This is a genomic window from Speluncibacter jeojiensis (assembly GCF_029589495.1).
GTDB classification, from domain to species: Bacteria; Actinomycetota; Actinomycetes; order Mycobacteriales; family Mycobacteriaceae; genus Speluncibacter; species Speluncibacter jeojiensis.
In genome coordinates, this window is record NZ_JAAIVF010000001.1 from 77,007 (window position 1) to 103,072 (window position 26,066).

Sequence of the window (26,066 nt, forward strand, 5' to 3'; positions counted from 1 at the left end):
TCAGTCCCGGGTGAGCTTGCGGTGGGTGACGCGGTGCGGGCGGGCCGCATCCGCACCGAGCCGCGCGACCTTGTTCTCCTCATAGGCCTCGAAGTTGCCCTCGAACCAGTACCAGGCGGCCTCGTTGTCGCCGAACGCGCCCTCCCACGCGAGGATGTGGGTACAGGTCCGGTCCAGGAACCAGCGGTCGTGGGAGATCACCACGGCGCAGCCGGGGAATTCCTGCAGCGCGTTCTCGAGCGAGCTGAGGGTCTCGACGTCCAGGTCGTTGGTCGGCTCGTCGAGCAGGATCAGGTTGCCGCCCTCCTTGAGGGTCAGCGCCAGGTTCAGCCGGTTGCGCTCACCGCCGGACAGCACCCCGGACGGCTTCTGTTGATCCGGCCCCTTGAAGCCGAATGCGGAAACGTAGGCGCGCGAGGGCATCTCGTTCTGCCCCACCTCGATGTAGTCGAGGCCGTCCGAGACCGTCTCCCACACCGTCTTCTTCGGGTCGATGTTCGCGCGGTTCTGGTCGACGTAGCTGAGCTTGACCGTCTCGCCGACCTTCACGGTGCCCGAATCCGGCTCCTCGAGCCCGACGATGGTCTTGAACAGCGTCGTCTTGCCGACACCGTTGGGGCCGATGACACCGACGATGCCGTTGCGCGGCAGGGTGAACGACAGGTCCTTGATCAGCAGGCGGCCGTCGAAGCCCTTGTCCAGGTTCTCCACCTCGACCACGACGTTGCCCAGTCGAGGCGGCGTCGGGATCTGGATCTCCTCGAAGTCGAGCTTGCGGTGCTTCTCGGCCTCGGTGACCATCTCGTCGTAACGGTCGAGACGGGCCTTGTTCTTCGCCTGACGGGCCTTGGCGCCGGAGCGAACCCAGGCGAGTTCCTCCTTGAGGCGCTTCTGCAGCTTCTGGTCCTTCTTGCCCTGCACCTCGAGGCGGGCGGCCTTCTGCTCCAGGTAGGTGGAGTAGTTGCCTTCGTAGGGGTAAAGGCGGCCACGGTCGACCTCACAGATCCACTGCGCGACGTGGTCGAGGAAGTAGCGGTCGTGGGTCACGGCGAGGATGGCGCCGGGGTAGGCCGCCAGGTGCTGCTCGAGCCACAGCACCGACTCGGCGTCGAGGTGGTTGGTGGGCTCGTCGAGCAGCAGCAGATCCGGCTTGCTCAGCAGCAGCTTGCACAGCGCGACACGGCGCTTCTCGCCACCGGACAGATGGGTGACGTACTCGTCGGCCGGCGGGCAGCGCAACGCGTCCATCGCCTGCTCGAGCTGGGAGTCGACCTCCCAGGCATTGGCGTGGTCGAGCGCCTCCTGGAGCGTGCCCATCTCTTCCATGAGCTCGTCCGAGTAGTCGGTGGCCATCAGCTCGGCGATCTCGTTGTATCGCTTGAGCTGCACCATCGTCTCGCCGAGGCCCTCCTCGACGTTCTCCCGAACCGTCTTGGACTCGTCGAGATGCGGCTCCTGCATGAGAATGCCGACCGACGCCCCGGGGGCGAGGAAGGCCTCACCGTTACCCGGCTGGTCCAGTCCGGCCATGATCTTGAGGATGCTCGACTTGCCGGCGCCGTTCGGCCCGACCACGCCGATCTTGGCGCCCGGGTAGAAGCTCATGGTGACGTCGTCGAGGATGACCTTGTCGCCGTGCGCCTTGCGCACCTTCTTCATGGTGTAGATGAACTCAGCCATGCCCACCAGGGTAGTGGTTCCTCACCAGTGCTCACGACCAGGCTGCGGCGGCCGATCCCCCGGGCCGACCGCCGCGGCACCGATACGCACATCCCGTCAGGCAGGCACCGGCTCCAGCTCCTCCCCCTGCGACGGTTTCGCCGCCACGTCGTCGACTGCGTGATCGCGATCGGTCATCGCGCCGAACGTGGGCTCGCCGAAGGTCGACGACTGCCCGAGCGACGGATCCTGCGCGGTCTCGCCGACCTCACCGTCGGGCCGGGATTCACCGACCAGCACGGCGGCCTTCCTGCCGCGCGCGAGCGGCGCGATGCAGCGGGCCAGGTCGGGACCGACCGCGCTCGCCCGCATCTCGAGATCGCTGCGCGGTGCGCCGTCCTTGGTCGTGTACTCGTTGGTGCGCAGCTGCCCGTACGCGATGACGGGATCGCCCTTGGTGAGCGAGGCCCCCACCCCGATCACCAGCCGCCGCCAGCAACTGACGCTCAGGTAGAGCGTGCCGTTGTCGTGCCACTCGCCGGTCTCGCGGTCGAGCCGGCGGCCGTTGCAGGCCATCCGGAAACTGAGCACCACGTCCCCGCTCGACGTGGTGCGCTGACGCGGATCGGTGATCACCGTGCCGACCACGGCGGTGTGCGTCTCGTACATGAACATCCCCCTCGTGTGACACCGGCGGAAGACGCCGGTCCCGCTCGATCGAGTCGGTGTCCCCATCGTCGCCCGAGCCCGCCGACCGCCGGCCCGTCGAAGGGTGAACTGTGCAGAACCTCCGCGGCTGTGCACAACCGCGCGAGGGTGGGCGTCCAGGGCGCCGTGCTGTCGGCGGTCGGGTGTACGGGCCGGGCCCGCCACGGCATGACGGCTCAGCGCGCAGAACGGTCGTCGTAGAGTCCGCGCAACGTCCCGGCCGCCAGCGTCGTGCACCGATCCGCCAGATCCGCCATCGGCAGATCGATTCGGCCGCTGATCTTTTCGATGACGACCCGCTCGATCATCCCGACCAGCGACAGCGCGAAGATCTGGGTCATGACCTCCGGGACGACGTCGTCCGGGCGCGCGCGCACCACCGTCTCGGCGACCAGGCCGGCGAAGCGCGCCAACGCACGACCCATCTGCTCCTCGGCCTCGAACCCCACCGCCGGCGGTTCGATGAAGACGATCCGCACCATTCGCGGATCCTCCCCCAGCAGGTCCAGGAACGTCGCGATCCCGGCGTGCAGCTTGTTCGTCCCCGTCGGCGCGCTGCCGGCGACGTTTCTGGCGACCGCGCTGAACAACTCGTCGACGACCTCGTCGAAGACCGCGGCGAACAGTTCACCGGTGTTGCGGAAGGACTCGTAGAAGTAGCGGTCGGTCACCCCCGCCCCAGCACACAGATCCTTGACGCCCGCCCCGCGGAAACCGTGCGCGCCGAACAACTCTCTTCCGGACCTGAGCAGTGCGGCGCGACGCAACGCGGTCCGCTCGGGCGCCGCGACCCCGCCGTAGCGACGATCGCGCCGCACTCGGCCGTCATCGGCCATCACGCCCTCCTCGATGTCGGATTTCCCCGATTCTCCGCCCCTCCGCCAGCGCGTGCGCTAAATATGACGACAACCATAGTCACATATATGTCAGATCTTCGGGGGTGCGTGATGGCAGAGCAGCACAGGAACGGGCCGACCCGGCGGACGGTCTTACGCGGTGCCGCGGCCGCCGGGGCGGCGGGTTGGCTCGGGGGTGTCGCCTACCCCGCGCAAGCTGCCCAGCCGCCCCGGCGGGCCGGGAACACCGGCGGCCGCGTGGCGGTGCTGGGGGCCGGGATCGGCGGGCTGGTCACCGCCCACGAGTTGGCCGAGCGCGGCTTTCAGGTGACCGTGTTCGACCGCAAGGAACTCGGCGGCAAGTCCCGCACCATCGCGTTGCCGGAGTCGGCCACCGGCGGGCGCGCACCGCTACCGGGCGAGCACGGCGCGCGGGGGTTCACGTCCTTCTATCATCACACCCACGACACGATGCGGCGTATTCCGTTCTCCGGCAACAGAAACGGCGTGTACGACAACCTGGTGCCGTTCTCGGTCGGCGACCCCCGGTACCCGCGGGCACACGGCCTTCCCGACGGCTTCCCGATGATGTTCGGGTTCTACGCCGACCCCAGCGAACTACTCACGCCCCAGGGGTTCACGCGGGTGATGTCGGAGTCGTTCATCCGCGACGCCGCGATCCCGCCGTTGGAGGCGACTTATTTGGCGGGCCGCATGGCCGTCTACCTGACCTCGTGCGACGAGCGCCGGTTCGGGCAATGGGAACACGTGAGTTGGTGGAACTACATCGGCGCCGCCGGCCGGTCCCGGCAATACCGGTCGCTGGCCGCGACCGGGCTCACGCGCGCCCTGGTGGCGGCGAAGGAGACCAAGGCGAGCACCCGCACGATCGGGAACATGGCAGAGGCCTTCTTCACCGCCATGCTGCAGGAGCTGGCCGGCGGGCCCAAGACCTACGAGGTGCTCAACGGGCCGACGAACGAGGCGTGGCTGGACCCGTGGGTTTCGCATCTGCGCGGTCTCGGTGTCGAGTTCAACCCGCACCACGAATGCCGCGGCTTCGTCGTCGACGGCGACCGCATCGGTGGCGTCCGCATCGGGCGCCCGGACGGTTCGAGCACGGTGGAAACGGCGGACTGGTACGTCAGCGCGATGCCGACCGACCGCGCCCGTGCGCTGTGGTCACCGCAGATGCGCCGGCTCGATCCGGCACTCGCGGCCATGGACGACCTCTACCTCGACTGGATGAACGGGCTGCAGATGTTCGTCACCGAGCGACTGCAACTGGGCCACGGATACAACATCTACGTGGACGCACCGTGGCGCCTCACGTCGTACACCCAGCGCGCCTTCTGGCCCGGCGACTATCCGCGACGGTTCGGCGACGGCACCTCGCTGGACGGGCTGACCATCGACATCGCGGACTGGGACACCCCCGGCATCCTGTTCGGCAAGCCCGCGAAGCTGTGCACGCACGACGAGATCTTCCAGGAGACATGGGCGCAATTGGCTGCCGCACTCAACGACGACGGCAAGGTCGAGCTCCCCGACGGGATTGTCCACCGGTGGATGCTCGACCCCGGCATCACCTGGGACGGATCCCGCAACAACAATGACGAGCCGCTGCTGGTCAACACCATCGGGTCGTGGAGCAAGCGCCCGACGGCGCGTACCGCGATCCCGAACCTCTTCCTCGCCGCCGACTATGTCCAGACGAACTTCGACCTGGCCACCATGGAGGGCGCCAACGAGGCCGCGCGCCATGCGGTGAACGGCATCCTGGACGCGGCGGGGTCGACCGCGCCGCGGGCGAAGACCTTCGTCCGCGAGCCGCCGGCAGCGTTCGAGCCGTTCCGGCAGGCCGACGTGGCCCGCTACCGGGCCGGTCAGCCGAACCTGTTCGATCTGGGCTGATCCGGGCTCACAGCCCCGCTTCGCGGTCCCGCCGCGCGAGCTCCGCGAACATCGCGTTGTGCGCGGCGAGGTCGGCGTCGTCGTCGCGGTCGGCGGCACGGTCCATCTGCCGCGCCGTGCGGGTGTCGCTGCGCGACCACTGGATCAGCAGCGCGACCATGATGACCACCAGCGGGACCTCACCGGCCGCCCATGCGACGCTCGCGCCGACGTGCTGGTCGCTGAGCAGATCCTGGTTCCACGGCAGGTTCAGGCCCTTGTAGAACGTGTAGCCCAGCACGGTGTTCATCATCATCAGCGTCACGCCGAAGAACGCGTGGAACGGCAGCGAGCCCATCACGACGCCGAGCTTCGTCACCGGTTGCAGCCGTCTCGGCGCCGGATCGATGCCGATGACCACCCAGTAGAAGAGGTAGCCGCTGAGCAGGAAGTGCAGGTTCATGAACAGGTGCCCGGCGTGCTCGGACACGAGCGAACCGAAGATCCCGCCGAGGTAGAGCGCGTAGAACCCGCCGACGAACAGCACCGCCGCGATCAGCGGATGGGTGAGGAACTTCGAGACCGGGCTGTGCACCGCGGCGAGGAGCCACTCGCGCGGGCCGGGGACCCCGTTCTTGCCGGCGGGCTTGAGCGCGCGCAGCGCCAGCGTGATCGGGCCGCCTAGCACCAGCAGCACCGGGGCCAGCATCGACAGCGCCATGTGCGCGGCCATGTGCACGCTGAACATGGCGGGCATGTACCGGCCGACACCGGAGGACGTGGTGAACAGCAGCACCGCGCACCCCGCGATCCACGCGACGGTGCGACCGATCGGCCACGCGTCGCCGCGCCGGCGCAGACGCCGCACACCGAGCAGGTAGACGACCGCCAGCACGATCGCTGCGGTGCCGAAGATCAGGTCGAAGCGCCAGTCGAACAGCAGCCGCGACAGCGTCGGGGGGCCGGACAGGTTGTAGCCGAGTTCGACCTCGAGCACCGACGGCACCTTCGTGTCCGGCGGCGGCGGGGCCCCGCTGAGCCCGACCGCCAGGCCGATCGTCGCGGCGAACACGAGCACCTCGACGCCGGCCAGCCGGATCAGCGGTCCGCGTGCCGACGGGTCCTGCTGCAGCGCGCGCACGGAGGTGCCGCGCTGCGCCAACCCGATCAGCCCGAGCACCACGAGTGCGACGACCTTGCCGAACACCATCCAGCCGTAGTTGGTGGTGAACAGCGCGCTCAACGGCATCCGCACCATGGCATTGAGGACGCCGCTGATGCCGATGACGACCAGACAGACCGTGGCGACCGCGGAGTACCGGCGCACCGCGACGTCGGTGTGCGCGCCGCGGCGACGCGCATGTGCGAGCAGTGCGAACAGGCCGCCTGCCCACAGCGAGGCGGACACAAGGTGCAGGATCAGGCTGTTGGTGGCCAGGTCGTGGTTGCCGCCGGCCGACGAGTGGCCGGTCAGCGCCAGCGGCATCAGGCTGCCGATCGACAGCAGCAGCAACAGCGGGGTCCACCCCCACCGCAGGATCACCCGGCTGCCCACGGCGACGATCGCCGCCAGGGCCGCCGTCCACAGCCACGCCTTCGCGCTCTCGACCTGCCCCAGCGCGGTCATCACGTTCGACGGCTTCATCGCCTCCGTGAACGGCTTGCCGGAGGTCTGCGAGAGTTCGAGCGGAACCAGTACGAACGCGCAGGCCGCCCAGACCGCGGCCGCGACCGATCCCGTGCGCACCGCGCGATAGCCGTCGACGTCGAGGACCCCGCTGCGCTGCGGTGGGACCAGGAACGCCGCCAGCAGGAACGAGCCGACCGACACGACCGCGGCGACCTCGCCGATCGCGGTCAGGATGGGCAGGCCGTAGGTGGTGACCGGCCCCGGGTCGGGGATGCCGAGCCGCGAAAGCGCCTCGGTCAGAGAGAGACCCGCCAGCGCCGCCGCGACGAATGCCGCGATCAATGCGCCGGCGACGAAGACCCCGGCGGTGCCGTTGCCACCCGGCTTCGCCGACTCCTCTCCCGTCGCGGACGCGGGCGGAGCGGCGAGATCGGGTGTAGCCATGTCCACCAGCATAAATGCGCCCCGAAATCGCGCCCAGATGAGATTGCGCACCCCTGGACGCGGCGCTGTCCTCGGCACTCGTGGTTCGCGTGTTCGGTGTCACGCCCAGTAGACTGCAGAGCCGGTCCGGCATCGGACCACGCCTCCGTAGCTCAGATGGATAGAGCAAGAGCCTTCTAATCTCTAGGTCGCAGGTTCGAGTCCTGCCGGGGGCGCTCTGACCAGGGACGTAGCGCATCGCCCCACCGATATCCGGTCCCGGCTCACCACAAACTCAACGGTTCGACGGCGTCACACCCCGCCACCACCCGGCGATAGACAGAATGTGACGCAGGTTGCGTCACGGCTCGATGCGGTCGACGAGGGGAGGATCCACCCGCGATGTCCGGCCGAGTGACCCGCTTCCTCCGGGACGGCTACAGCGCTCCGGTTTCGCGCGTCGTGCAGGCGACGGCGATCGGTCTGCTCACGCTCGCCGTCTGCGGGTTGATCGCCTTCGTGATCATCTGGGCCGTGGCCACCTTTCTGTGATGCGATCTTGTTCACGCACCGTCGCGTGGACGCTGCGATACCGGCGGCGAGACAATGGACGCATGGACGCTCGCCGCGCGTGGACATTGCAGATCGCCCGCGATCTGTTCCTCTCCTACGAGGACGGCGTCACGATGGGCGACACGCAACTTGTCGAGGACGAGTTGCGCAAACTCGGTGCCCTGCGCGATCCGGACATGCCGTTCCACCTCGTCGCCGGGCTGCTGAGCGTCTGCCACTACCTCGCCACCGCGGCCGCGGGTCCCGAAGGCGACCTGCCGTCGGTCCTGCGCGAGCTCGATGAACGGGTCGACGCCGACACCAGGTGACCCAGACGATCGTCCGCGCCCCCGACCGCGTCGAAGAGGGGTGTGAACGACGCGGCCGGGAACGGCGCGGGCGCAACTCTTTACAGGTGGCCACCTCCATCTGGGGCCTCGATCGCCGGCGGTTCCCGCCCCATGAACCCCGGCGACCGCACCATCCGTCCGGCGCTCAGTGCACTCAGAACTGGGCGAGCAGGTTGAAGAGCGCGGGCTGGAAGTCGGGGTTCGCGTTGGAGGTCCCGTTGATCCCGCCGATGGTGCCGCCGATCGCCGCTCCGGGGATGCAGCCGATGAACAGGAAGAACACGCATCCGACCACGGCGCCGATGATCGCGCCGGCGCCGGCCTCCTGCGATCCGCCGTTCACCCAGCCCTTCTCCCACTGGTTGATCAGGTTCTGATAGGCACCGTTGATGTCACCCGCGACCGGTTGGACGCCCGGGGTCAACAGCAGGGTCCTGCCGCCGTTGGTCACCGACGGGCTGATCGGCAGCACGGTGTCGGCGACCTTGTAGGCCATCGGCAGCCGCGCCAGTGTGTCGCCCGCGTTGTCGACGATGTCGACGGCATGACCGCCGGCCTCGACCTTGAACGTGCCGGAGTCCAGCACTGTCTGAACGACCTCGTTCGGCGTCACCGACGTCTCGTAGTGGATCACGGACGGTCCGGTGGGAGGTGGCGCCGGAGCCCCGTACGCGGTGCCGGCGCCGACCCCCATCGCCGCGATCGTCAGGACAGACACAGCAGTGGCTTTGTGGATTCTCACTGGGGCTCCCCTCATCGTGCGAAGACGGCCCCTGAACAGGCCGGAGACCGTCAGGTACATCAACTAGAATAAGACCCGAAGCGATCATGTGACGACGTTTTTCCCGCCCCCACGGCGAAGCCCGTCGCCGGTCGATTTTCGTCTCGAACCCCTTGCCCCGCAGATAGATTCGATTATCGTGTCATCGCGCCACAGATCCCCTTGCGTACCATCAGCATCATCGGCAACAGCGACCACAGGCGTTTGGGGACAACGACTTTGCCTGCATCGAACTCGCAGCCCCGTGGCACCTCTTCAGAGGTCGTCGAGCAGTGAGCCCAGCGCTGCGCGCACCGACCGCCAATCGGACCGAAGCGCATCGAGGTCGACCCGGGCGATCTCCTGCTCACGTCGGAACAGCACGCCGTAGGTGAATGTCGGCTCGTCGTGGCGCCCGGCCTCGACCGCCAGCGCCCACAGCCATTGCTGCGCGACCACGGCATCCTGGTGCCGGCCGAGCACGTCCTGCAGGACGGTGAACCCCGACAGCACCTCGCGAGCCCGGCCCGGCGCCAGCGGGCGCGCCACTTCGACCGCGTACCGCAGGGTCTTGACGTCCTTGCGCAGACGGTGCAACACCACATCGACCGGGTCCGCGCCCCGGCCTGCGTCCCGATCCGCACCGCAGGACGCCAGCGCCGCATCGACGACGTCACGGCGACCGCGCAGCGCCCTCCCGACCGCGCCGGACGGTGCCACGCCCGGTTCCGCCCACTGCGCGTGCGCGGCCAGGGCGTCGAGGCCCGACAGCAACTCGGCGAGCCGCCTGCCCCCGATCGTGTGCGCCGCCGCGGCAGCCGCCGCCCTCTCGCGGGCTCCGATCACGCGATCGAGCCGCCGGAGCACCGGACCCCAGGACTGCCCCGAATCAAGTTCGGCGAGTGCGTTTTTCAGCCTGGCGCGCTGCACCTGTAGGTCGCGTACGGGCGCCAGCTTGCGGCCCAGCCGACGCAGTTCCCGAACCGGGGTGTGCACGACAGACTCGGCGCCGAGTTCCGGCGCATAGGTGCGCAGCGCGCTCCGTATCCGGCGCGCGGCAACCCGTGCGTCGTGTACGCCGTCCCCCTCACCGCTGCCATCGTCTCCGGCGCCGACGCGGGCGACCGCGTCAGCCAGTCGAACGCGCTGTTCGTCGAGATACGGGAGCAGCAACCCCGACGCGAGATCTGTTTCGGGCACGCCCGCGACGGTCCGGCCGCCGGCACCTCCATCGACACCCGCGCTCATCGGACACCACCTCACCGGCCCCATTGTTCTCCGATGGGCGGCGCTCCCGTGCTGTTCCGGCCGGTCACGCACGTTCTATATGCATCCTGTTGCACAACACCCGGTTGCATAGGTAGCGTGCCGGACATGGCGCTCGAGCACGCGATCCTGGTGTCCCTGACCGAACAGTCCGGCACCGGGTACGAACTGGCCCGGCGATTCGACAAGTCGATGGGCTTCTTCGTCGGCGCCAGCCACCAGCAGATCTACCGCACACTCAAGCGAATGGACGCCGACGGCTGGGTCACGTGCGAGGCGGTCGCCCAGGAGGGCCGGCCGGACAAGAAGGTCTACACGGCCAGTGAGTCGGGCCGTGCGGAACTGCGCCGCTGGATCGCCGAACCCGGCCAACCCTCGCAGGTCCGCGAGGAACTCGGCGTCAAGCTGCGCGGCGCCGCGCACGGCGACCCCGCCGCGCTACTCGCCGAGATCACCCGCCACCGCGACCTGCACGCCGAGCGGCTCGAGCTCTACCGGCTCATCGAGAAGCGGGACTTCCCCGCCCCCGACCGGCTCACCGGAACCCAGCTGCACCAGTACCTGGTGCTGCGCGGCGGCATCCGCGTCGAGGAGGGATTCGCGCAGTGGTGCGCCGAGGTGCTCGACGCGCTGAGCCCGCCCACCACGACCTGACCCGACGACCCGACCGCGCACACACGACCCTGACCGCACTCGAATCCGCGCCCCGAAAGGCTCAGCGATGACCGCGTATCCGACCTTGCTCTCCCCGCTCGACCTCGGCTTCACCACCCTGCGCAATCGGGTGATCATGGGCTCGATGCACACCGGCCTCGAGGACCGCGCCAAGCACATCCCCCGGCTGGCCGAGTACTACGCGGAGCGTGCACGCGGCGGCGCGGCGCTGATCGTCACCGGTGGCTACGCGCCGAACCGAACCGGCTGGCTGGTGCCGTTCGGCGCCCAGCTGACCTCGCACACCGCCGCCCTGCGCCACCGCAAGATCACCTCTGCCGTGCACGCCGAGGGCGGCAAGATCGCGCTGCAGATCCTGCACGCCGGGCGCTACTCGTATCAGCCGTTGAGCGTCTCGGCCTCCTCGATCAAGTCGCCGGTCAACCCGTTCCGGCCCCGCAGACTCACGCCGGTCGGGGTCGAGCACACCATCCGCGACTTCGTCCGCACCGCGCGACTCGCCCGCGAGGCCGGCTACGACGGCGTCGAGATCATGGGCGGCGAGGGCTACTTCATCAACCAGTTCCTGGCACCGCGGACCAACCGGCGCACCGACGAGTGGGGTGGCACCGCGGCCGGGCGACGTCGCATCGCCGTCGAGATCGTCCGACGCACCCGCGAGGCGGTGGGAACCGACTTCATCATCCTGTTCCGGCTGTCGATGGCAGACCTGGTCGACCAGGGGCAGACCTGGGACGAGATCGTCGCGCTGGCAACCGAACTCGAGGAAGTCGGCGTGAACATCCTCAACACCGACATCGGCTGGCACGAGTCCCGCATACCGACGATCGTCACCTCGGTGCCGCGCGCCGCGTTCGCCGAGTTCACCGCCGCGCTGTCGGAGCACGTGCGCATCCCGGTGGCTGCCGCCAACCGGATCAACATCCCCGAAATCGCCGAGGAGATCCTGGCAAGCGGTGGCGCGCAGCTGATCTCGATCGCCCGACCGATGCTGGCCGACCCCGACTGGGTGCGCAAGGCCGCCGAGGACCGTGCGGACGAGATCAACACCTGCATCGGCTGCAACCAGGCCTGCCTCGACCACGCGTTCGCCAACAAGACGGTGTCCTGCCTGGTCAACCCCCGCGCCTGCCACGAGACCGAACTGCAACTGCTGCCGACCCGGCGCGCCAAGAAGGTCGCGGTCGTCGGCGCCGGACCGGCCGGACTGTCCGCGGCGCTCGGCGCGGCGCAGCGGGGCCACGAGGTGGACCTGTTCGAGGCGCACAGCGAGATCGGCGGGCAGTTCGAAATCGCCCGCAGGATCCCCGGCAAGGAGGAGTTCGACGAGACGATCCGCTACTTCGGTCGCCAGCTCGAGCTCGCGAACGTCAAGGTGCAGTTGAACACCCGGGTCACGGCCGCGGAGCTCATCCAGGGCGGATACGACGAGGTCGTCGTCGCCACCGGCGTGATCCCCCGCGTCCCGTCCATCGAGGGGATCGATCATCCGAAGGTGCTCTCGTACGCGGAACTGGTGCGCGAGGGCCGGCCGGTCGGCGGCCGGGTCGCGGTGATCGGCGCCGGCGGCATCGGCGTCGATGTCAGCGAGTTCCTCACCCACGACAGCTCCCCCACCCTCGACCTGGCCGAGTGGAAGGCCGAATGGGGCGTCGCCGGTCCCGGCGACGATGCCCGCGGCGCGCTGACCACGCCCCGCCCCGCCCCGGCAGCTCGTCAGGTGTTCCTGCTCCAGCGCAAGTCCACGCCGATCGGGATCGGCCTGGGCAAGACCACCGGATGGGTGCACCGCGCCGCACTCAAGGCCAAAGGCGTCGAGCAGCTGCGCGGTGTCAACTACGAGCGGATCGACGACGCGGGCCTGCACATCAGCTTCGGCGACAAGCACGAGGACCCGCGGGTGCTCGACGTCGACAACGTCGTCGTGTGCGCCGGTCAGGAGTCGGTCCGCGAGCTGGTCGAAGCTCTCGCCGCAGCCGGCGTCACGCATCACGTGATCGGCGGCGCAGACGTCGCGGCCGAGCTGGACGCCAAACGCGCCATCGCGCAGGGCACCCGGCTCGCCGCAACGATCTGACCCTTACCGCACCGGTTCGGCCGTGCGCGCCGCGATGAACTCCGGTCGCGGCGCGCCGGCGGCGAACGGCTCCCCCGGCGCGTTGTCGACGCTGTTGAACACCAGGAAGATGTTCGACCGTGGATGCGGGGTGACGTTCGATCCGGAGCCGTGCATGATGTTCGAGTCGAACCACAGCGCCGAGCCCGCCGATCCGGTGAACTGCTCGATGCCGTGCTCCGCGACCAGCGCCTCCACGTCACGTCTGCTCGGGACCCCGATCTGCTGCTGCACCAACGAGGTTCGGTAGTTCTGTTCGGGGGTGTGGCCGACGCACGGCACGAACGTGCGGTGCGACCCCGGCAGCACCATCAGCGCGCCGTTGTAGGGCAGATTGTCGGTCAGCGCGATCGAGCAGCTCACCGCCCGCGGCCGGGGCAGCCCGTCCTCGGCGTGCCAGGTCTCGAAGTCCGAATGCCAGTAGAAGCCCGTGCCCTCGAAGCCCGGCATCAGGTTGACCCTGCTCTGGTGGATGTAGACGTCCGATCCGAGCAGTTGCCTTGCCCTGCCGACGATCCGGTCGTCCGCGACCAGCCCCGCGATCACCGGGCTGACGCGGTGCACCTCGAAGATCGACCGCACCGCACCGGTCCCCCGTTCCCGGACGACGCGTTCGTCGCCACGCAGTGCGGGATCTTCCGCCAGCCGGGACACCTCGGCACGCAGTCGCAGGATCTCCTCGGCTGCGAACGCCTCCGGCACGACCGTGTACCCGGCGCGGTCGTGCGCACGCAGTTCCGGCACGGTCATCGGGCCGTCGTTCCCCGCCCACACGGTCGGGTCGGTACGGCGCACCCAGCGCGGACTCTCGCCCATGCGCGTCGGATAGCGGTCCGTCACAGCCGAATCCGCCACTTCCATCGTCTGGTCCACTGTCATGTTGCGTTGCTCTCCTCGCCTCGGTCGGAACTCCCCTCGCGAAACGCGTCGGGGGCGACGGCACCGCACGCCCCGCAGTGGTGGCGACCACGGCTCCGCCGACTTCGGTCACCTTCGTGTATATCGGTCCGCGCACGCAGATGCACACCGGCACGTGACGCGTAGGGTGACCCCGGCGGGCGATTCCACCGGAGACGCCGCCCGTCACCGCATCGACAGACGGAGGCGAGCACGGCAATGCGCGCAACAGTGATCCACGGTCCCGGCGACATCCGCGTGGAGGACCGGCCGGATCCGCGCGTCGAGGCACCGGGTGACGCGGTGGTGCGGGTGGTGCGCAGTTGCGTCTGCGGCTCGGACCTGTGGCCGTACCGCGGTGTCCGCGAGACGACCGCCCCGCACCCGATCGGTCACGAGTTCATCGGCATCGTCGAGGAGATCGGCAGCGGCGTCACCGGCGTCCGGGTCGGCGACTTCGTCATCGCCCCGTTCACCCACAGCGACGGCACCTGCGTCCACTGCGCGAACGGGATCACCACCTCGTGCGTCAACTTCGGGGTGTGGGGCGGCAAGAGCACGGACGGCTCCGCGCTCGACGGCGCACAGGGCGAGTACGTGCGGGTGCCGTTCGCCGACGGCACCCTCGTCGCCGTACCCGAGCAGCCCGACGCCACCCTCTATCCACATCTGCTGACGCTGGCCGACGTCCTCGGCACCGGGCACCATGCCGCCCGCTCGGGCAACGTGCGCGAGGGCTCGACGGTGGTCGTGGTCGGCGACGGCGCGGTCGGGCTGAGCGCGGTGCTCGCGTCCGCACGCCTGGGCGCCGAGCGGATCATCGCGATGTCCCGGCACGGCGATCGCCAGGATCTGGCGCGTCGGTTCGGCGCGACCGACGTCGTCGCCGAGCGCGGCAAGGACGGGATCGCCGCGGTCGAGGAACTCCTCGGCGGCATCGGTGCCGACTCGGTGCTCGAGTGTGTGGGCACGAAGGAGTCGATGCGGCAGGCGCTCGGCGCGACCCGCCCCGGTGGATCGCTCGGGTTCGTCGGGGTGCCGGCAGGCGAGCCCGAACTCCCGATGCCGTACCTGTTCAGCCGGAACCTGCGCGTCGCCGGCGGGATCGCGCCCGTGCGCCCGTACATCGACGAGTTGCTGCCCGATGTGCTGTCGGGCGCCATCGCACCCGGACTGGTCTTCGACCTCACGCTGCCGCTCGAGCAGGTCGCCGACGCGTATTCGGCGATGGACGAGCGGCGGGCGATCAAGGTCCTCCTCGACCCCGGCGCGTGAGTTGCGGGGTCCCGACACCGCAAACTCACGCACGGGACGCCGGTACCATCACCGGGCTGCACCACCGCGATGAGGAGATGAAATGGCCCTGCCGACCCCGACCGCCGACGCCCGCGCTGTGATCACGGGCGCCTCGTCCGGCATCGGTGCGGCCCTGGCCGCCGATCTGGCGGCCCGCGGCCACTCGCTGATCGTCGTGGCCCGCCGCACGGAACTGCTCGAGGCGCTGGCGGCCCGGCTGACCGAGCAGCACGGCGTCACCGTGGAGGTACGCGGCCTCGACCTGTCCGACCGTGACGCCCGCGCCACCCTGGTCGACGAGCTCGCCGCGCGCCCGATCAGCGTGCTGTGCAACAACGCGGGGATCGCCACCTTCGGACCGGTCGCCGGTCTGGACGCCGGGTACGAGCGCGCCCAGGTCGAGCTCAACGCGGTCGCCGTGCACGATCTGACGCTGGCCGTGCTGCCCGGGATGATCGAGCGTGGCGAGGGCGCGATCCTGATGGTCGGGTCCGCCGCCGGCAACATGGCCATCCCCAACAACGCGACCTACGCGGCGACCAAGGCGTTCGTCAACACGTTCTCGGAATCACTGCGCGGCGAACTCAAGGGCACCGGCGTCAACGTGACCCTTTTGGCTCCGGGTCCGGTGCGCACCGAGCAGCCCGCGCCCGAAGACGCCTCGATCGTCGACCGGATGGTGCCGGACTTCCTGTGGACCTCCAGCGAGTACACCGCGAAGCTGTCGCTCGACTCGCTCGGCCGGAACAAGATGCGGATCGTCCCCGGCGTGCTGAGCAAGGCCATGTCGCTTGCCGGACAGTACAGCCCCCGGGCGATCACCGCGCCGATCGTGGGTCGGTTCTACCAGAAGCTCGGTGACTGATTTTTCAATCAAATCCGTTGCAGCCCCGCAAAATCCGGGACCTAGGTCCCTGTTCCCGGAACCGCGGATCACGTCTACTACATATCGTAGTGATTGCGCTCACTTTAACTGGACTCCCAAATACCAATTAATTACCTTTGGGAACGTGCAGTTGACCCGGTTCACCGATTTGGCGCTTCGCATCGTGATGCGCCTGGCGGTTACCGATAATGGGCCGGCCCCGAGCCACCCGACCACTCGCCAGGTGGCCGACGAACTCTCCGTCCCCTACACCCACGCAGCGAAAGTCGTTGCGCGACTGAATGTGCTGGGAGTCGTCGAAACCCGGCGGGGCCGTGGTGGCGGCCTGCACATCACCGAATCCGGTCGGACCGTCTCCATCGGCCGGCTCGCCCGCGAACTCGAGGGCGAGCACGAGGTGATCGACTGCGAGGGCGACAACCCCTGTCCCCTGAGCCAGGCGTGCCGGTTACGCCACGCGCTGGCCCGGGCCAAGGATGCCTTCTTCGCAGAACTCGATCTCCTCACGGTCGAAGATCTGACCGCCGCTCCGACCCGGGGCGTGCTGTTGTCCCTGACAGCGCGTCCGCCACGTTAGCTCGACCCTCATCTCATCCGTCGGGAGGATGCCATGCTCTCTGCCAAGTCGACCGAGGTCGTCCGCGCCACACTGCCTGCGATCGGTGGCGCGATCGGCGACATCACGCCGCTGTTCTACGGCAAGATGTTCGCCGCTCATCCCGAGTTGGAGAAGGACCTGTTCAACCGCGGCAACCAGGCCGCCGGCGACCAGCAACGGGCGCTGGCCGGCGCCATCGCGGTGTACGCCACCATCCTCGTCGACGAGAACGCGCCGGCCCCGTCGGCGCTGCTGTCCCGGATCGCCAACAAGCACGCCTCGCTCGGCATCACCGAAGATCAGTACGAGATCGTGTACAAGTACCTGTTCGAGGCGATCGTGGCGGTGCTCGGGGAGGCTGTCACGGCCGACGTCGCGGAGGCGTGGACCGAGGTCTACTGGGCCATGGCGAACGACCTGCTCGAGATCGAGCGCAAGCTGTACGCCGATGCAGGCGTCGAGCCCGGTCAGGTCTGGCAGCAGGTGGTCGTGCGCCGCCGCGTGCAGGAATCCCCCGACACCGTGGCGTTCGTCCTCGGTTCCAGGGACGGCGCCCCGCTGCCCGACTTCCGCCCCGGCCAGTACATCTCGGTCCAGGTGGAGCTGGCCGACGGCGCCCACCAGATCCGTCAGTACAGCCTCTCGCGGGCGCCGATGCACGACGAGTGGCGCATCACCGTCAAGGCGATCGGCGAACTCGCCGGCGCACCGGCCGGAGAAGTGTCGAATTTCCTGCACCACAACGTCTTCGACGGCGACGAGCTGAGGGTCTCGCTGCCGTACGGCGACCTCGTGCTGGACGAGGGCACCGACCCGGTTGTGCTCGTCTCGGCCGGGATCGGCTGCACCCCGATGGTCGGCATGCTCGACCACCTGGTCAGCACCACCACCGACCGCACCGTGCGCGTCGTGCACGCGGACCGGTCGCCGGCCCGCCAGGCGCACCGGCGTGAGCTGCAGGAGCTCGTCGATCAGCTGCCCAGCGCGACCCTGCACCACTGGTACGAGGACATCGGCACCCGCCCGAGCACCGACGGCGTCTCGCTCGGCCGGATCGACGTCGCCGAGCTCGACGTTCCCGCCGACGCGCAGGTGTACCTCTGCGGTCCCATGCCGTTCATGGAGTTCGTGCGCGAGGGTCTGATCGGACGCAACATCCCGGCCGACAACATCCACTACGAGGTGTTCGGTCCGGACAAGTGGCTGGTGGCGGCCGGCTGAGCTGAGCCGACCACCACGGGCGCGGGCTTTCTGTCGGGGGGCCCGCGCCCTTCTCCAGTCCGGCGGGCGGTCAGCGTTTCCGGCCGACGCCGAACAGGGTCCGGGAGATCTCCCGGCCCGCCGCGGACGCGGCCGACCTCATGAAACTCTTGACCGCGGAGTTGCCGAGGATCTTCTCGACCAGCTCACCCGCCGGCTGCCCCTGTGCCGGCGGGGAATTCAGCGAATCGACCTGATGGGCGGCGAGTTTCGCGGTGAGCCGCTCATAGGCGGACTCGCGATCGATCGTCTCCCGGTACTTGGCGCCGAGCTCGCTCGCCTGCGCGGCACCGCGGATCGCGCCGTCGCCGATGGTGTCCATCAACGACCGCGGCGCCCGCATTCGCGTCCACGCGACCGGCGTGGGTGCACCCTTCTCGGACAGCACGGTGACGACGGCCTCGCCGGTGCCCAACGTGGTCAGCGCCTGCTCGAGGTCGTAGACCTGTGTCTTCGGATACGTGCGGACCGTCTTTGTCAGCGCCGCCTGATCGTCCGGGGTGAACGCGCGCAGCGCGTGCTGCACCCGCGCGCCGAGCTGCGAAAGCACCTCGTTCGGGATGTCGGTGGGCAGCTGGGTGCAGAAGAAGATCCCCACCCCCTTCGACCGGATCAGCTTGACGGTCTGCTCGACCTGCTGCCGAAACGCCTTGGACGCCTCGGCGAACAGCAGGTGCGCCTCGTCGAAGATGAAGACCAGCTTCGGCTTGTCCAGATCACCGGCCTCCGGCAGGTTCTGGAACAGGTCCGCCAGCACCCACATGAGGAACGTCGAGAACAGCTGCGGGCGGGCCGCCTGCGCGCCGAGCTCGAACAGCGTGATCACGCCCTTGCCCTCGACCACCCTCAGCAGATCCGCCGGATCCAGTTCGGGCTCACCGAAGAACGTGTCGCCGCCGTCGGCCTCGAGGTTGACCAGCGCCCGCAGGATGACCCCGGCCGTCGCCGCAGAGACCCCGCCGATGCCCCTGAGGTCCTCCTTGCCCTCGGCCGAGGTGAGGTGGGTGACCACCGCGCGCAGGTCTTTGAGATCCAGCAGCGCCAGCCCCTGCTGGTCGGCCCAGTGGAAGATCAGTCCGAGTGTCGATTCCTGAGTTGCGTTGAGGCCCAGCACCTTGCTCAGCAGGATCGGCCCGAACCCGGTGATGGTCGCGCGGATGGGCACGCCGATCCCACCGGTGCCGAGCGAGACGAACTCCGCCGGATACGCGGTCGGGGCCCAGTCGTCCCCGGTGTCCCGTGCACGCTCGCGCACCTTGTCGTTCTCGGCGCCCGGCGCACTGAGTCCGGACAGGTCGCCCTTGATGTCCGCGAGCACGACCGGTACCCCGGCGGCAGACAACTGTTCGGCGATCACCTGCACGGTCTTGGTCTTGCCGGTGCCGGTGGCCCCGGCGATCAGCCCGTGCCGGTTGACCGTCGCGAGCGGGATACGTACCTGCGCGCCCGGATCGACGGTGCCGTCGATCACGACCGTGCCGAGTTCGAGTGCGGTCCCGCCCGTCGCATAGCCGGCGGCGATCTGCGCAGCGGCACCGGCGGTGGCGTCGGATGTCATCGATGAACCTCCTGGTTGCACGATCACGCGTCGATCGCCGCGCCGAGGCGACGAATCTGCCCGCTCAGCACCATATCCGGGCTGCGCCCTGACTAGGGTGATTGTCGTGCAGGACAAATTGGTATGGATTGATTGTGAAATGACCGGGCTGGACCTGGGCTCGGACAAACTCATCGAGATCGCCGCACTGGTGACCGACGGTGACCTCAACGTGCTCGGCGAGGGTGTCGACGTGGTCATCCACGCCGACGACGCGGCGCTCGCCGCGATGCCCGCGGTGGTCAAGAAGATGCACGCGAACTCCGGGCTGACCGAGGAGGTGCGCCGGTCGACCGTCAGCCTCGCCGAGGCGGAGAAGATGGTCCTCGACTACGTGCGGGCGCACGTGCCCACCGCGGGGACCGTCCCGCTGGCCGGCAACTCGATCGCCACCGACCGCGGATTCATCGCGCGGGACATGCCGGAACTGGACACGTTCCTGCACTACCGGATGGTCGACGTGAGTTCGATCAAGGAATTGTGCCGACGCTGGTACCCGCGCATCTACTTCGGGCAGCCGGAGAAGGGGCTGTCGCACCGCGCGCTCGCGGACATCGAGGAGTCGATCCGCGAACTCGAGTACTACCGCCGCACCGCGTTCGTCGCGAGCCCGGGACCGTCGACCGGCGAGATAGCCGCGATCGCCGCCGAGGTGGTTCCGCCCACGTCCTGACCTGCCGATTGGCACCGACGGGTGAAGGCACGCTAGTATCGGTTCGCTCTCGACGCACGGCGGCGAGAGCACGATGGTGGGTGTAGCTCAGATGGTAGAGCACTGGGTTGTGATCCCAGGTGTCGCGGGTTCGAGCCCCGTCACTCACCCCACCGAAAGAGGCGCCCACGAGTTTCGTGGGCGCCTCTTTGCTGTGCGGGCGAGCTGCCCGGGCCGAAGAGTCGCTTGCCCGGGCCGACGGTCACCGGGAAGACCAGCAAGCGGTACTCGTCGACGACACCCACATGGTGCAGCGTGCGGGCCAGTTCCCAGCTCCGTGCACCTGCAGTTCGCGCCCCGGGGTCCGTTTGAGAGCTCGCCGACGAACTACACTTCGGGCGGACCGCGCAGCGGCTCCACGTCACCCCCGGCCGAATCAGTCAGGCCATCAAGCCCTCGAACGGCACGTCGGCGCAATACTTTTCGAGCGCACCAGTCGAACCGTGGCCCTCACCGCCATCGGTCGGCGCAACAGGCGATCGGCAGGGCGATCACCGCGGGCCGCTCGGTGCGCACCCGCCTCGACGTCGGCTACTCCACGCCGTGGTGCGGAGACGTCGTCCTCGCCGTGGCCGGGTGGTGGCAGCAGGCGCGGCCCGGCTGCGAGGTGTCCGTGCAGAGGAGGTCCAGTTGCACGATCCACTCGGTGGGTTGCCCCCGCGGGGCGGTCGACGTCCAGCTCACCGAGTTCCCGATCGCCGAGCCCGCCATCGTCACCGGACCGGTCGTCTTCACCGAGCCGCGCGCGGTCGTCGCTGCGGCCGACGCCTGATCGGGCCCGACGACACCGAAGGCCCGCCCCCCTTGAACTCGGGGGACGGGCCCAGCGGCGCAGAGCTAGGGCGTCAGAGGATTCCGCCGATCGCCTTGCCGATCGCATCGCCGAGAACGTCACTGACCGAGCCCGTGCTCGAGAGCTGCCCCTCGGACGAGCCCAGGCCGCTCTGACCGAGGCTGCCGGTGACCGATTCGCCTGCGTTCTTGGCGCGCGCGGTGAAGCAGGCGGTCAGGTCCGTCAGGGTGGTGCCGACGCCCACGGTGCCGGCGGTGGAGATGCCGCCACTGGTGATCTGCTGGCCCACCTTGACCGCGGCCGGAACCGCGTAGGTGAAGGTCGCAGTGACCGGGTTTCCCGAGTTCACGAACCATCCGGTGCTGGTGACCTTCCAGCCGGCGCCGTTCGGCTCCGGCGTGACCTTCTCGGTCTGCTGTCCGTTCGGAATGCCGAGGTGGTAGGCGGTCACGCTCGCCGAGATCGGCTTGCCGAACCCAGTCGGCGGATAGTCGGTGATGGTGTTGACGTAGGGGTTGCCGATGCCGGTGGTGCCCACCACGATCTTGTAGGTGACCGTCGTGCCGACGGCCACGAACTGCTCCGTCACCGACTTGTCGTAGGTATGCGTGACGCCCACGGTGCTGATGTCGTTCTTGGTGGCGTGGCTGGACGCCGAGCACACCGGCGCATCGGCGGCCGCGGCGATGCCGCTGCCCAGACCGACGGTGAGGCCGGCGCCGACCATGGTGGCTGCAGCCGCGGTGGCGACGGCGCGGCGCATCGAGATGCGGGACATGGGAACTCCGATCAAAAGCTGCACGAGAGGGTGCGGTGCGAAGGCTGGTCGCCCGTCGCCCGATGTGAGTTGAAACACTCCCGCGCTTTTATACGGACATGCGTCCAATAACACAAGGACCCGCCCGGAACACTCCCATTTCACCTGCGGGTTTCCTGTAGATCGAGGGGGCCGATTCATCCGATCGGATGAATCGAAGCACCGGGCCGTCCGACGCCTTGTGCACCCACGCCCGACGACGCCCACAAAGGCCGCCGATTCCCACTTTCACCTGGCGATTTCACATCCGGACACAACAGCTGTTAATGTTCTCTTCGCACCGAGGGAGCAACCGGAAACGGAATGTCCCCGAGGCGCGTACGCGCCGCTAGCTCAACTGGCAGAGCAGCTGACTCTTAATCAGCGGGTTCGGGGTTCGAGTCCCTGGCGGCGCACAGCGAAACACCCCGTCCTCTCGATGAGGATGGGGTGTTTTTCGTCTGTCCGGCTACGGTTCGGGCCCCGCGATACGCGAAAGGGCGGTTGCGCGGATCGGCTCCCGGCCGATGTCCGTACAACCGCCCGTCCGGACGGATCAGCGGAAGATCTTGACCGCCACGATCACGACCGCGAGCACACCCGCGCCGATCAGCCCGTAGCGCACCGGCGGCTCGTTCAGCTTCGCGAAGGCAGCCTGCTTGGCCGTGTCGACCAGACGCTTGGGATTGGCGCGCACGGTCAGTTCGTCGAGCGTGCTGGCCAGCTCGTCGCGGGCGCGCTCGATCTCACGCTCGATGCTCTCGGTGTCCCTGGGCACGTGTCCTCCAATGTGTTCGTACGACTCGACAACCGTAGTTCAGCGGTCCGCTCGGGGATGCGTCGCGATCGGTAATGTGACCGATTGTGACCGACAACCACCGCCTGTCTCCCGGCGACACCGCACCCGAGTTCACCCTGCCCGACGCGGACGGCAACGACGTGTCACTGTCGGACTACCGCGGCCGCAAGGTCATCGTGTATTTCTACCCTGCCGCGATGACCCCCGGATGCACCAAGCAGGCCTGCGATTTCCGCGACAATCTCGCCGAACTCAACGGCGCCGGACTCGACGTCGTCGGCATCTCGCCGGACAAGCCGGCCAAGCTGGCCACGTTCCGCGAGCGCGACGAGCTGACCTTCCCGCTGCTGTCGGACCCCGAGAAGACCACGCTGACCGCCTGGGGCGCCTTCGGCGAGAAGAAGATGTACGGCAAGACCGTACAAGGCGTGATCCGCTCGACCTTCCTCGTCGACGAGAACGGCAAGATCGAGGTCGCGCAGTACAACGTGCGCGCCACCGGGCACGTCGCCAAGCTGCGACGCGACCTGTCGCTCTGAGCGGTCCGGTCAGTCGGTCCTCGTCCGCAGATAGTCGCGGACCAGGATCGCCGCGCTGAGCCTTCGCGCGCCCGACGGCCGCCCCGGGTCGCACCCGGTGAGCAGCGCGATCCGCCGCATCCGGTAGTCGACGGTGTTGGCGTGCAGGTGCAGCAGTCCGGCCGTGCGCTGCCGGTTCAGGTCGTTGCGCAGGTGCACGCGCAACGTGTCGAGCAGTTCGGGCTTGCGGTCCAGCGGATCGAGCAGCCCGCACAGCCGGGTGCGACCGGGACCGGGACGGGTCAGCTGGTATTCCAGCGCGAGTTCGGCGACGCCGTAGAGGCCCGGTGCCCGACCCAGCACCGAGGCCAGCGCGAGCAGGTCCAGAGCCTGATCCGCCGCGGGCCGCAGCAACGCGGTGGCGGCCTGAACGGCTGCCCCGACGAGCTCGGCCCCGGCCGCCGCCGAGGCTCGGCGCAGCGCCGCGGCCACCTCGTCGCGACCGGGGGTCCCGGGGAGCAGCACGGTGACGTGGCCCGCATCGGACGACGCCAACAGCGGTGCACCCGAATCGGTTCCGAGCGCGGTCTGGAGCGCCGTCAGCAGCGGTTCCTGCGCGTCGGCCGCCTGCGTACCGTCGGCCGCGATCACGACCACCAGATACTCGTCGGCGACCTCGACACCCCATCGGAGCAGCGTCGAGGACGCGTCCGCGCTGCCGAGCAGCGCACGGACCAGCGCGGCGACGTTCACGGTCCCGTCGGTCCCGTCCATGCCGGGCCGCAGCGTCTCCACCGCACACGCAGTCGCGGCGACCACACTGACCTGCTGGGCAAGCGCGAACAACAGGTGGGCGCTGTCCTGGATCCGCTTCTCGCCCGGCATCATCCGGTCGAGGACGCGGTCGTGGGCGGACTCGATGGCGCAGTGGCAGGCCGAGAGCACCCGTTCGATCGGTACACCGGCGCGCGTCATGTCCGCGGCGTGCGACCGGATCGCCGTCAGCTCACCGGCAGTGGGCAGGTGCCCGCGCTCGACCGTGAGCGTGGCCAGTTCCAGGCAGCTCACGGCCAGGCCCCCGGACGGGCCGTCCGACGCCGGCCGATCCGCGGCCGATCCGCGGCCGACCGCACGTCGTGCACAAGCGACATCGACGATCCTCCCCTTCTCCGCGCAGACTAGGGTTCTCGGTCAGGCCGCCGCGTGGGCGACGCGGGTGTCGATCCGGCCGTCCTGCATGTGCACCGTCGCGTCGACCCCGGTGCGCTGTCCGGGCGAGAGCGTGTCCAGATCGTGGCTGACCAGCACCGCCGCCAGATTCCGCTCGCGCACCAGGCGCGAGATCAGCGCGACCACGGCGCGGCCCCGTTCGATGTCCAGCGCGGACGTCGGTTCGTCGATGAGCAGCAGCGAGGGCTCGCCCATCAACGCGCGGGCGATGTTCACCCGCTGCCGCATGCCGCCGGACAGCTCGTGCGGGCGGCGCTGCGCGGAGTCGGCCAGACCGACCTCGTCGAGCAGTGCCATCGCCTCGGCGCGATGCTTCGACGGCCGACGCCGGCGGACGTGCGCGGTCAGCAGCAACTGGTCGAGCGCGGTCAACGACGGCAACAGGTTGTCCTGCTGGAATACGAAGCCGATGTGGTCGCGGCGCACCCGGGCACGGTCCGCGGAGGACAGCTCCGACACCTCGATGCCGTCGACGACGACCACGCCGGAGTCGGGCGTGACCAGCGTCCCGGCGACCGCGAGCAGGCTGGACTTGCCGGAACCGGACGGTCCGGTGACGGCGACGAAGTCGCCTGCGCGCACCGATAGGTCGACCGAGTCCAGCGCGGTCAGCCGCTCACGGCCGTCGGGGTAGGTCAGCGTGACGTTCGACAGGTTCAGGCTCATTGTTTCGGCTCCTCGTCCTTCGGTTCGGTCGGTTCGGTCGGTTCGGTTGGACTCAGGCGGACATCGCGACCAGCGGGTCCACCACGGTGACCTTGCGGACCGCCAGCAGCGCGCCCAGTGCACCGAGCACGGTCATCGCCGCGATCGGCACGACGATGCCGCCGGCCGTGAGGGCGATCGGTACGACACCGGCGGCCGCGAGCGCCAGCCCTATGCCCAGGGCCGCGCCGATCGCCTCGCCGAGGACCAGCACCAGCAGTGCCTGGCCGAGCCCGTCGCGCAGCAGGTACCAGCGGTCGGCGCCCATGGCCCGCACGACGGCGAGGTCGCGCAGCCGCTGGATCGTCCACACCGCGAAGAACGCGCCGACGACCAGCGCCGAGATGGCCAGCAGCAGTCCCTGCATCGCGAGCAGCGACCCGTGCTCCGAGCCGTACCCCGGCACCGCGGTGGTGGCCTTGTCCATCGGCAGCGCGGTCGTCCCGGACACCGTCGAGCTGCCGGACATCAACACGACCGCATTGAGACCCTGTGTGTGCGAGATGTCGTTCCAGGTGTCCACCGGTGCGTAGACGACCGGCGTGTGGGCGTAGGAGCCCGTGTCGCCGATGCCGTCGACCCGTAGGGTCACCCCGCCGGCGGTCACCGTGTCGCCGATGCTCACGCCCAGGTCGTCCGCGGTGGTCGAGTCGAGCATCAACCCGCCGGAGTTGGGCTGCGACCCGTCGGCTGCGCCCGGCATCAGTCGCGGATCGGCACCGAACACCGCTGCCGCCGTGGCCTTTCCGTCGTGCATCAGACGGGTGGTGGTCACGCCGAGCTCGGCCACATCGCCGGGGTGCTGCTGTCGCAGCGCGGCGACCTCGGCGTCGCCGAGCGTGGACTCCGACAGTGTCGGCGCCTGGCCGTCGATGCCCGACTGCAGCACCAGGGTCTGGCCGGGCAGCCGCGTGATCGCGGAGATCGACTGACTCTGCAATCCGTTGGTGAGCGCGGACAGCGCGACCACCATGAACGTCATCATCGCGATCACCGACACGATGAGCGCGAAGCGTCCCTTGGCGTACTTGATGTCACGGATACCGATGAACATCGGCGTCAACCTCCTGGCTAGCCGGCAGACGCGGGGCGAGCCACGTCAACTGTTGCC

The 26,066-nt window shown here is 69.0% G+C and carries 26 protein-coding genes and 3 tRNA genes; 15 read left to right on the top strand and 14 right to left on the bottom strand.

The features are described 5' to 3' along the window. The 3 genes from ettA to G4X40_RS00380 all read right to left on the bottom strand — a co-directional run bounded on the left by ettA (window position 1) and on the right by G4X40_RS00380 (window position 3,203). Window positions 1–1,680, bottom strand: a complete 1,680-nt coding sequence (gene ettA, locus G4X40_RS00370) for an energy-dependent translational throttle protein EttA (RefSeq protein ID WP_277829472.1) — start codon at window positions 1,678–1,680, stop codon at window positions 1–3. Between the two features lie 96 nt (window positions 1,681–1,776). Next, window positions 1,777–2,328: a single-stranded DNA-binding protein gene (locus G4X40_RS00375; RefSeq protein ID WP_277829473.1), complete on the bottom strand. Its 552-nt coding sequence runs from the start codon at window positions 2,326–2,328 to the stop codon at window positions 1,777–1,779. A gap of 215 nt (window positions 2,329–2,543) precedes the next feature. Beyond that, window positions 2,544–3,203: a TetR/AcrR family transcriptional regulator gene (locus G4X40_RS00380; RefSeq protein ID WP_277829474.1), complete on the bottom strand. Its 660-nt coding sequence runs from the start codon at window positions 3,201–3,203 to the stop codon at window positions 2,544–2,546. 111 nt (window positions 3,204–3,314) lie between these two features. On the opposite strand from G4X40_RS00380, the gene G4X40_RS00385 reads away from it, so the two are divergent. Then, window positions 3,315–5,117: a hydroxysqualene dehydroxylase gene (locus tag G4X40_RS00385; RefSeq protein ID WP_277829475.1), complete on the top strand. Its 1,803-nt coding sequence runs from the start codon at window positions 3,315–3,317 to the stop codon at window positions 5,115–5,117. A gap of 7 nt (window positions 5,118–5,124) precedes the next feature. Here the strand turns inward: G4X40_RS00385 and G4X40_RS00390 are convergent, their stop codons facing one another. Beyond that, window positions 5,125–7,170, bottom strand: coding sequence for a bifunctional copper resistance protein CopD/cytochrome c oxidase assembly protein (locus G4X40_RS00390; protein WP_277829476.1), 2,046 nt, complete (start codon window positions 7,168–7,170; stop codon window positions 5,125–5,127). Window positions 7,171–7,311: 141 nt separating this feature from the next. Between G4X40_RS00390 and G4X40_RS00395 the strand changes: the two genes are divergently transcribed. From G4X40_RS00395 to G4X40_RS00405, 3 genes are all read left to right on the top strand, one after another. Further along, window positions 7,312–7,385, top strand: a tRNA-Arg gene (locus G4X40_RS00395). A 166-nt stretch (window positions 7,386–7,551) separates the two neighbouring features. Continuing rightward, window positions 7,552–7,701 (top strand): hypothetical protein, encoded by a 150-nt coding sequence (locus G4X40_RS00400; protein ID WP_277829477.1) that lies wholly within the window; start codon window positions 7,552–7,554, stop codon window positions 7,699–7,701. A gap of 62 nt (window positions 7,702–7,763) precedes the next feature. Then, complete coding sequence (locus G4X40_RS00405) at window positions 7,764–8,030, top strand: hypothetical protein (protein ID WP_277829478.1); 267 nt, start codon at window positions 7,764–7,766, stop codon at window positions 8,028–8,030. A 175-nt stretch (window positions 8,031–8,205) separates the two neighbouring features. Here the strand turns inward: G4X40_RS00405 and G4X40_RS00410 are convergent, their stop codons facing one another. Next, window positions 8,206–8,769: a hypothetical protein gene (locus tag G4X40_RS00410; RefSeq protein WP_277829479.1), complete on the bottom strand. Its 564-nt coding sequence runs from the start codon at window positions 8,767–8,769 to the stop codon at window positions 8,206–8,208. A 318-nt stretch (window positions 8,770–9,087) separates the two neighbouring features. Beyond that, on the bottom strand, window positions 9,088–10,059 hold the full coding sequence (locus G4X40_RS00415; protein ID WP_277829480.1) for a CHAD domain-containing protein: 972 nt from the start codon (window positions 10,057–10,059) through the stop codon (window positions 9,088–9,090). 126 nt (window positions 10,060–10,185) lie between these two features. Between G4X40_RS00415 and G4X40_RS00420 the strand changes: the two genes are divergently transcribed. Continuing rightward, entirely contained in the window at window positions 10,186–10,731 is a 546-nt protein-coding gene (locus G4X40_RS00420; RefSeq protein WP_277829481.1) for a PadR family transcriptional regulator, read from the top strand. Between the two features lie 67 nt (window positions 10,732–10,798). Beyond that, complete coding sequence (locus tag G4X40_RS00425) at window positions 10,799–12,829, top strand: NADPH-dependent 2,4-dienoyl-CoA reductase (RefSeq protein WP_277829482.1); 2,031 nt, start codon at window positions 10,799–10,801, stop codon at window positions 12,827–12,829. 3 nt (window positions 12,830–12,832) lie between these two features. Here the strand turns inward: G4X40_RS00425 and thpD are convergent, their stop codons facing one another. Further along, the gene (gene thpD / locus G4X40_RS00430) at window positions 12,833–13,747 is read right to left on the bottom strand and encodes an ectoine hydroxylase (RefSeq protein ID WP_277829483.1); all 915 of its coding nucleotides are present in this window, start codon (window positions 13,745–13,747) and stop codon (window positions 12,833–12,835) included. Window positions 13,748–13,984: 237 nt separating this feature from the next. Between thpD and G4X40_RS00435 the strand changes: the two genes are divergently transcribed. From G4X40_RS00435 to G4X40_RS00450, 4 genes are all read left to right on the top strand, one after another. Then, window positions 13,985–15,040, top strand: coding sequence for a zinc-dependent alcohol dehydrogenase family protein (locus G4X40_RS00435; protein ID WP_277829484.1), 1,056 nt, complete (start codon window positions 13,985–13,987; stop codon window positions 15,038–15,040). Between the two features lie 82 nt (window positions 15,041–15,122). After that, window positions 15,123–15,926, top strand: a complete 804-nt coding sequence (gene cmrA, locus G4X40_RS00440; protein ID WP_277829485.1) for a mycolate reductase — start codon at window positions 15,123–15,125, stop codon at window positions 15,924–15,926. Between the two features lie 145 nt (window positions 15,927–16,071). Beyond that, complete coding sequence (locus tag G4X40_RS00445) at window positions 16,072–16,524, top strand: RrF2 family transcriptional regulator (RefSeq protein WP_277829486.1); 453 nt, start codon at window positions 16,072–16,074, stop codon at window positions 16,522–16,524. 33 nt (window positions 16,525–16,557) lie between these two features. After that, a complete protein-coding gene (locus G4X40_RS00450) occupies window positions 16,558–17,766 on the top strand; it encodes a globin domain-containing protein (RefSeq protein WP_277829487.1) in 1,209 nt (402 codons plus the stop codon). A 70-nt stretch (window positions 17,767–17,836) separates the two neighbouring features. Here G4X40_RS00450 and G4X40_RS00455 read toward each other — a convergent pair whose 3' ends face one another. Then, window positions 17,837–19,363 (bottom strand): helicase HerA-like domain-containing protein, encoded by a 1,527-nt coding sequence (locus G4X40_RS00455; RefSeq protein ID WP_277829488.1) that lies wholly within the window; start codon window positions 19,361–19,363, stop codon window positions 17,837–17,839. Between the two features lie 106 nt (window positions 19,364–19,469). Between G4X40_RS00455 and orn the strand changes: the two genes are divergently transcribed. Further along, window positions 19,470–20,075 (top strand): oligoribonuclease, encoded by a 606-nt coding sequence (orn, locus tag G4X40_RS00460; RefSeq protein ID WP_277829489.1) that lies wholly within the window; start codon window positions 19,470–19,472, stop codon window positions 20,073–20,075. A gap of 76 nt (window positions 20,076–20,151) precedes the next feature. Beyond that, window positions 20,152–20,227: transfer RNA gene (locus tag G4X40_RS00465), tRNA-His, on the top strand. Here the strand turns inward: G4X40_RS00465 and G4X40_RS22870 are convergent. After that, on the bottom strand, window positions 20,216–20,479 hold the full coding sequence (locus tag G4X40_RS22870) for a dihydrofolate reductase family protein (protein ID WP_332844323.1): 264 nt from the start codon (window positions 20,477–20,479) through the stop codon (window positions 20,216–20,218). The two genes, G4X40_RS00465 and G4X40_RS22870, sit on opposite strands and share 12 nt — an antisense overlap. Window positions 20,480–20,622: 143 nt before the next feature. Between G4X40_RS22870 and G4X40_RS00475 the strand changes: the two genes are divergently transcribed. Continuing rightward, window positions 20,623–20,886 (top strand): hypothetical protein, encoded by a 264-nt coding sequence (locus G4X40_RS00475; RefSeq protein ID WP_277829491.1) that lies wholly within the window; start codon window positions 20,623–20,625, stop codon window positions 20,884–20,886. Between the two features lie 73 nt (window positions 20,887–20,959). Here the strand turns inward: G4X40_RS00475 and G4X40_RS00480 are convergent, their stop codons facing one another. After that, entirely contained in the window at window positions 20,960–21,685 is a 726-nt protein-coding gene (locus G4X40_RS00480; protein WP_277829492.1) for a hypothetical protein, read from the bottom strand. Between the two features lie 361 nt (window positions 21,686–22,046). Between G4X40_RS00480 and G4X40_RS00485 the strand changes: the two genes are divergently transcribed. Continuing rightward, a tRNA-Lys gene (locus G4X40_RS00485) sits at window positions 22,047–22,119 on the top strand. Between the two features lie 140 nt (window positions 22,120–22,259). Here G4X40_RS00485 and G4X40_RS00490 read toward each other — a convergent pair. Then, window positions 22,260–22,481, bottom strand: coding sequence for a DUF3618 domain-containing protein (locus G4X40_RS00490; RefSeq protein ID WP_277829493.1), 222 nt, complete (start codon window positions 22,479–22,481; stop codon window positions 22,260–22,262). A gap of 86 nt (window positions 22,482–22,567) precedes the next feature. On the opposite strand from G4X40_RS00490, the gene bcp reads away from it, so the two are divergent. After that, entirely contained in the window at window positions 22,568–23,041 is a 474-nt protein-coding gene (gene bcp / locus G4X40_RS00495) for a thioredoxin-dependent thiol peroxidase (RefSeq protein ID WP_277829494.1), read from the top strand. 9 nt (window positions 23,042–23,050) lie between these two features. Here bcp and G4X40_RS00500 read toward each other — a convergent pair whose 3' ends face one another. The 3 genes from G4X40_RS00500 to G4X40_RS00510 all read right to left on the bottom strand — a co-directional run bounded on the left by G4X40_RS00500 (window position 23,051) and on the right by G4X40_RS00510 (window position 26,009). Continuing rightward, window positions 23,051–24,088 carry a PucR family transcriptional regulator gene (locus G4X40_RS00500; RefSeq protein WP_277829495.1) on the bottom strand — a complete coding sequence of 346 codons (1,038 nt, stop codon included), beginning with the start codon at window positions 24,086–24,088 and terminating at the stop codon, window positions 23,051–23,053. Window positions 24,089–24,211: 123 nt separating this feature from the next. Then, complete coding sequence (locus G4X40_RS00505; protein WP_277829496.1) at window positions 24,212–24,916, bottom strand: ABC transporter ATP-binding protein; 705 nt, start codon at window positions 24,914–24,916, stop codon at window positions 24,212–24,214. A 52-nt stretch (window positions 24,917–24,968) separates the two neighbouring features. Next, window positions 24,969–26,009 carry an ABC transporter permease gene (locus G4X40_RS00510; protein WP_277829497.1) on the bottom strand — a complete coding sequence of 347 codons (1,041 nt, stop codon included), beginning with the start codon at window positions 26,007–26,009 and terminating at the stop codon, window positions 24,969–24,971. Window positions 26,010–26,066 lie beyond the last annotated feature (57 nt).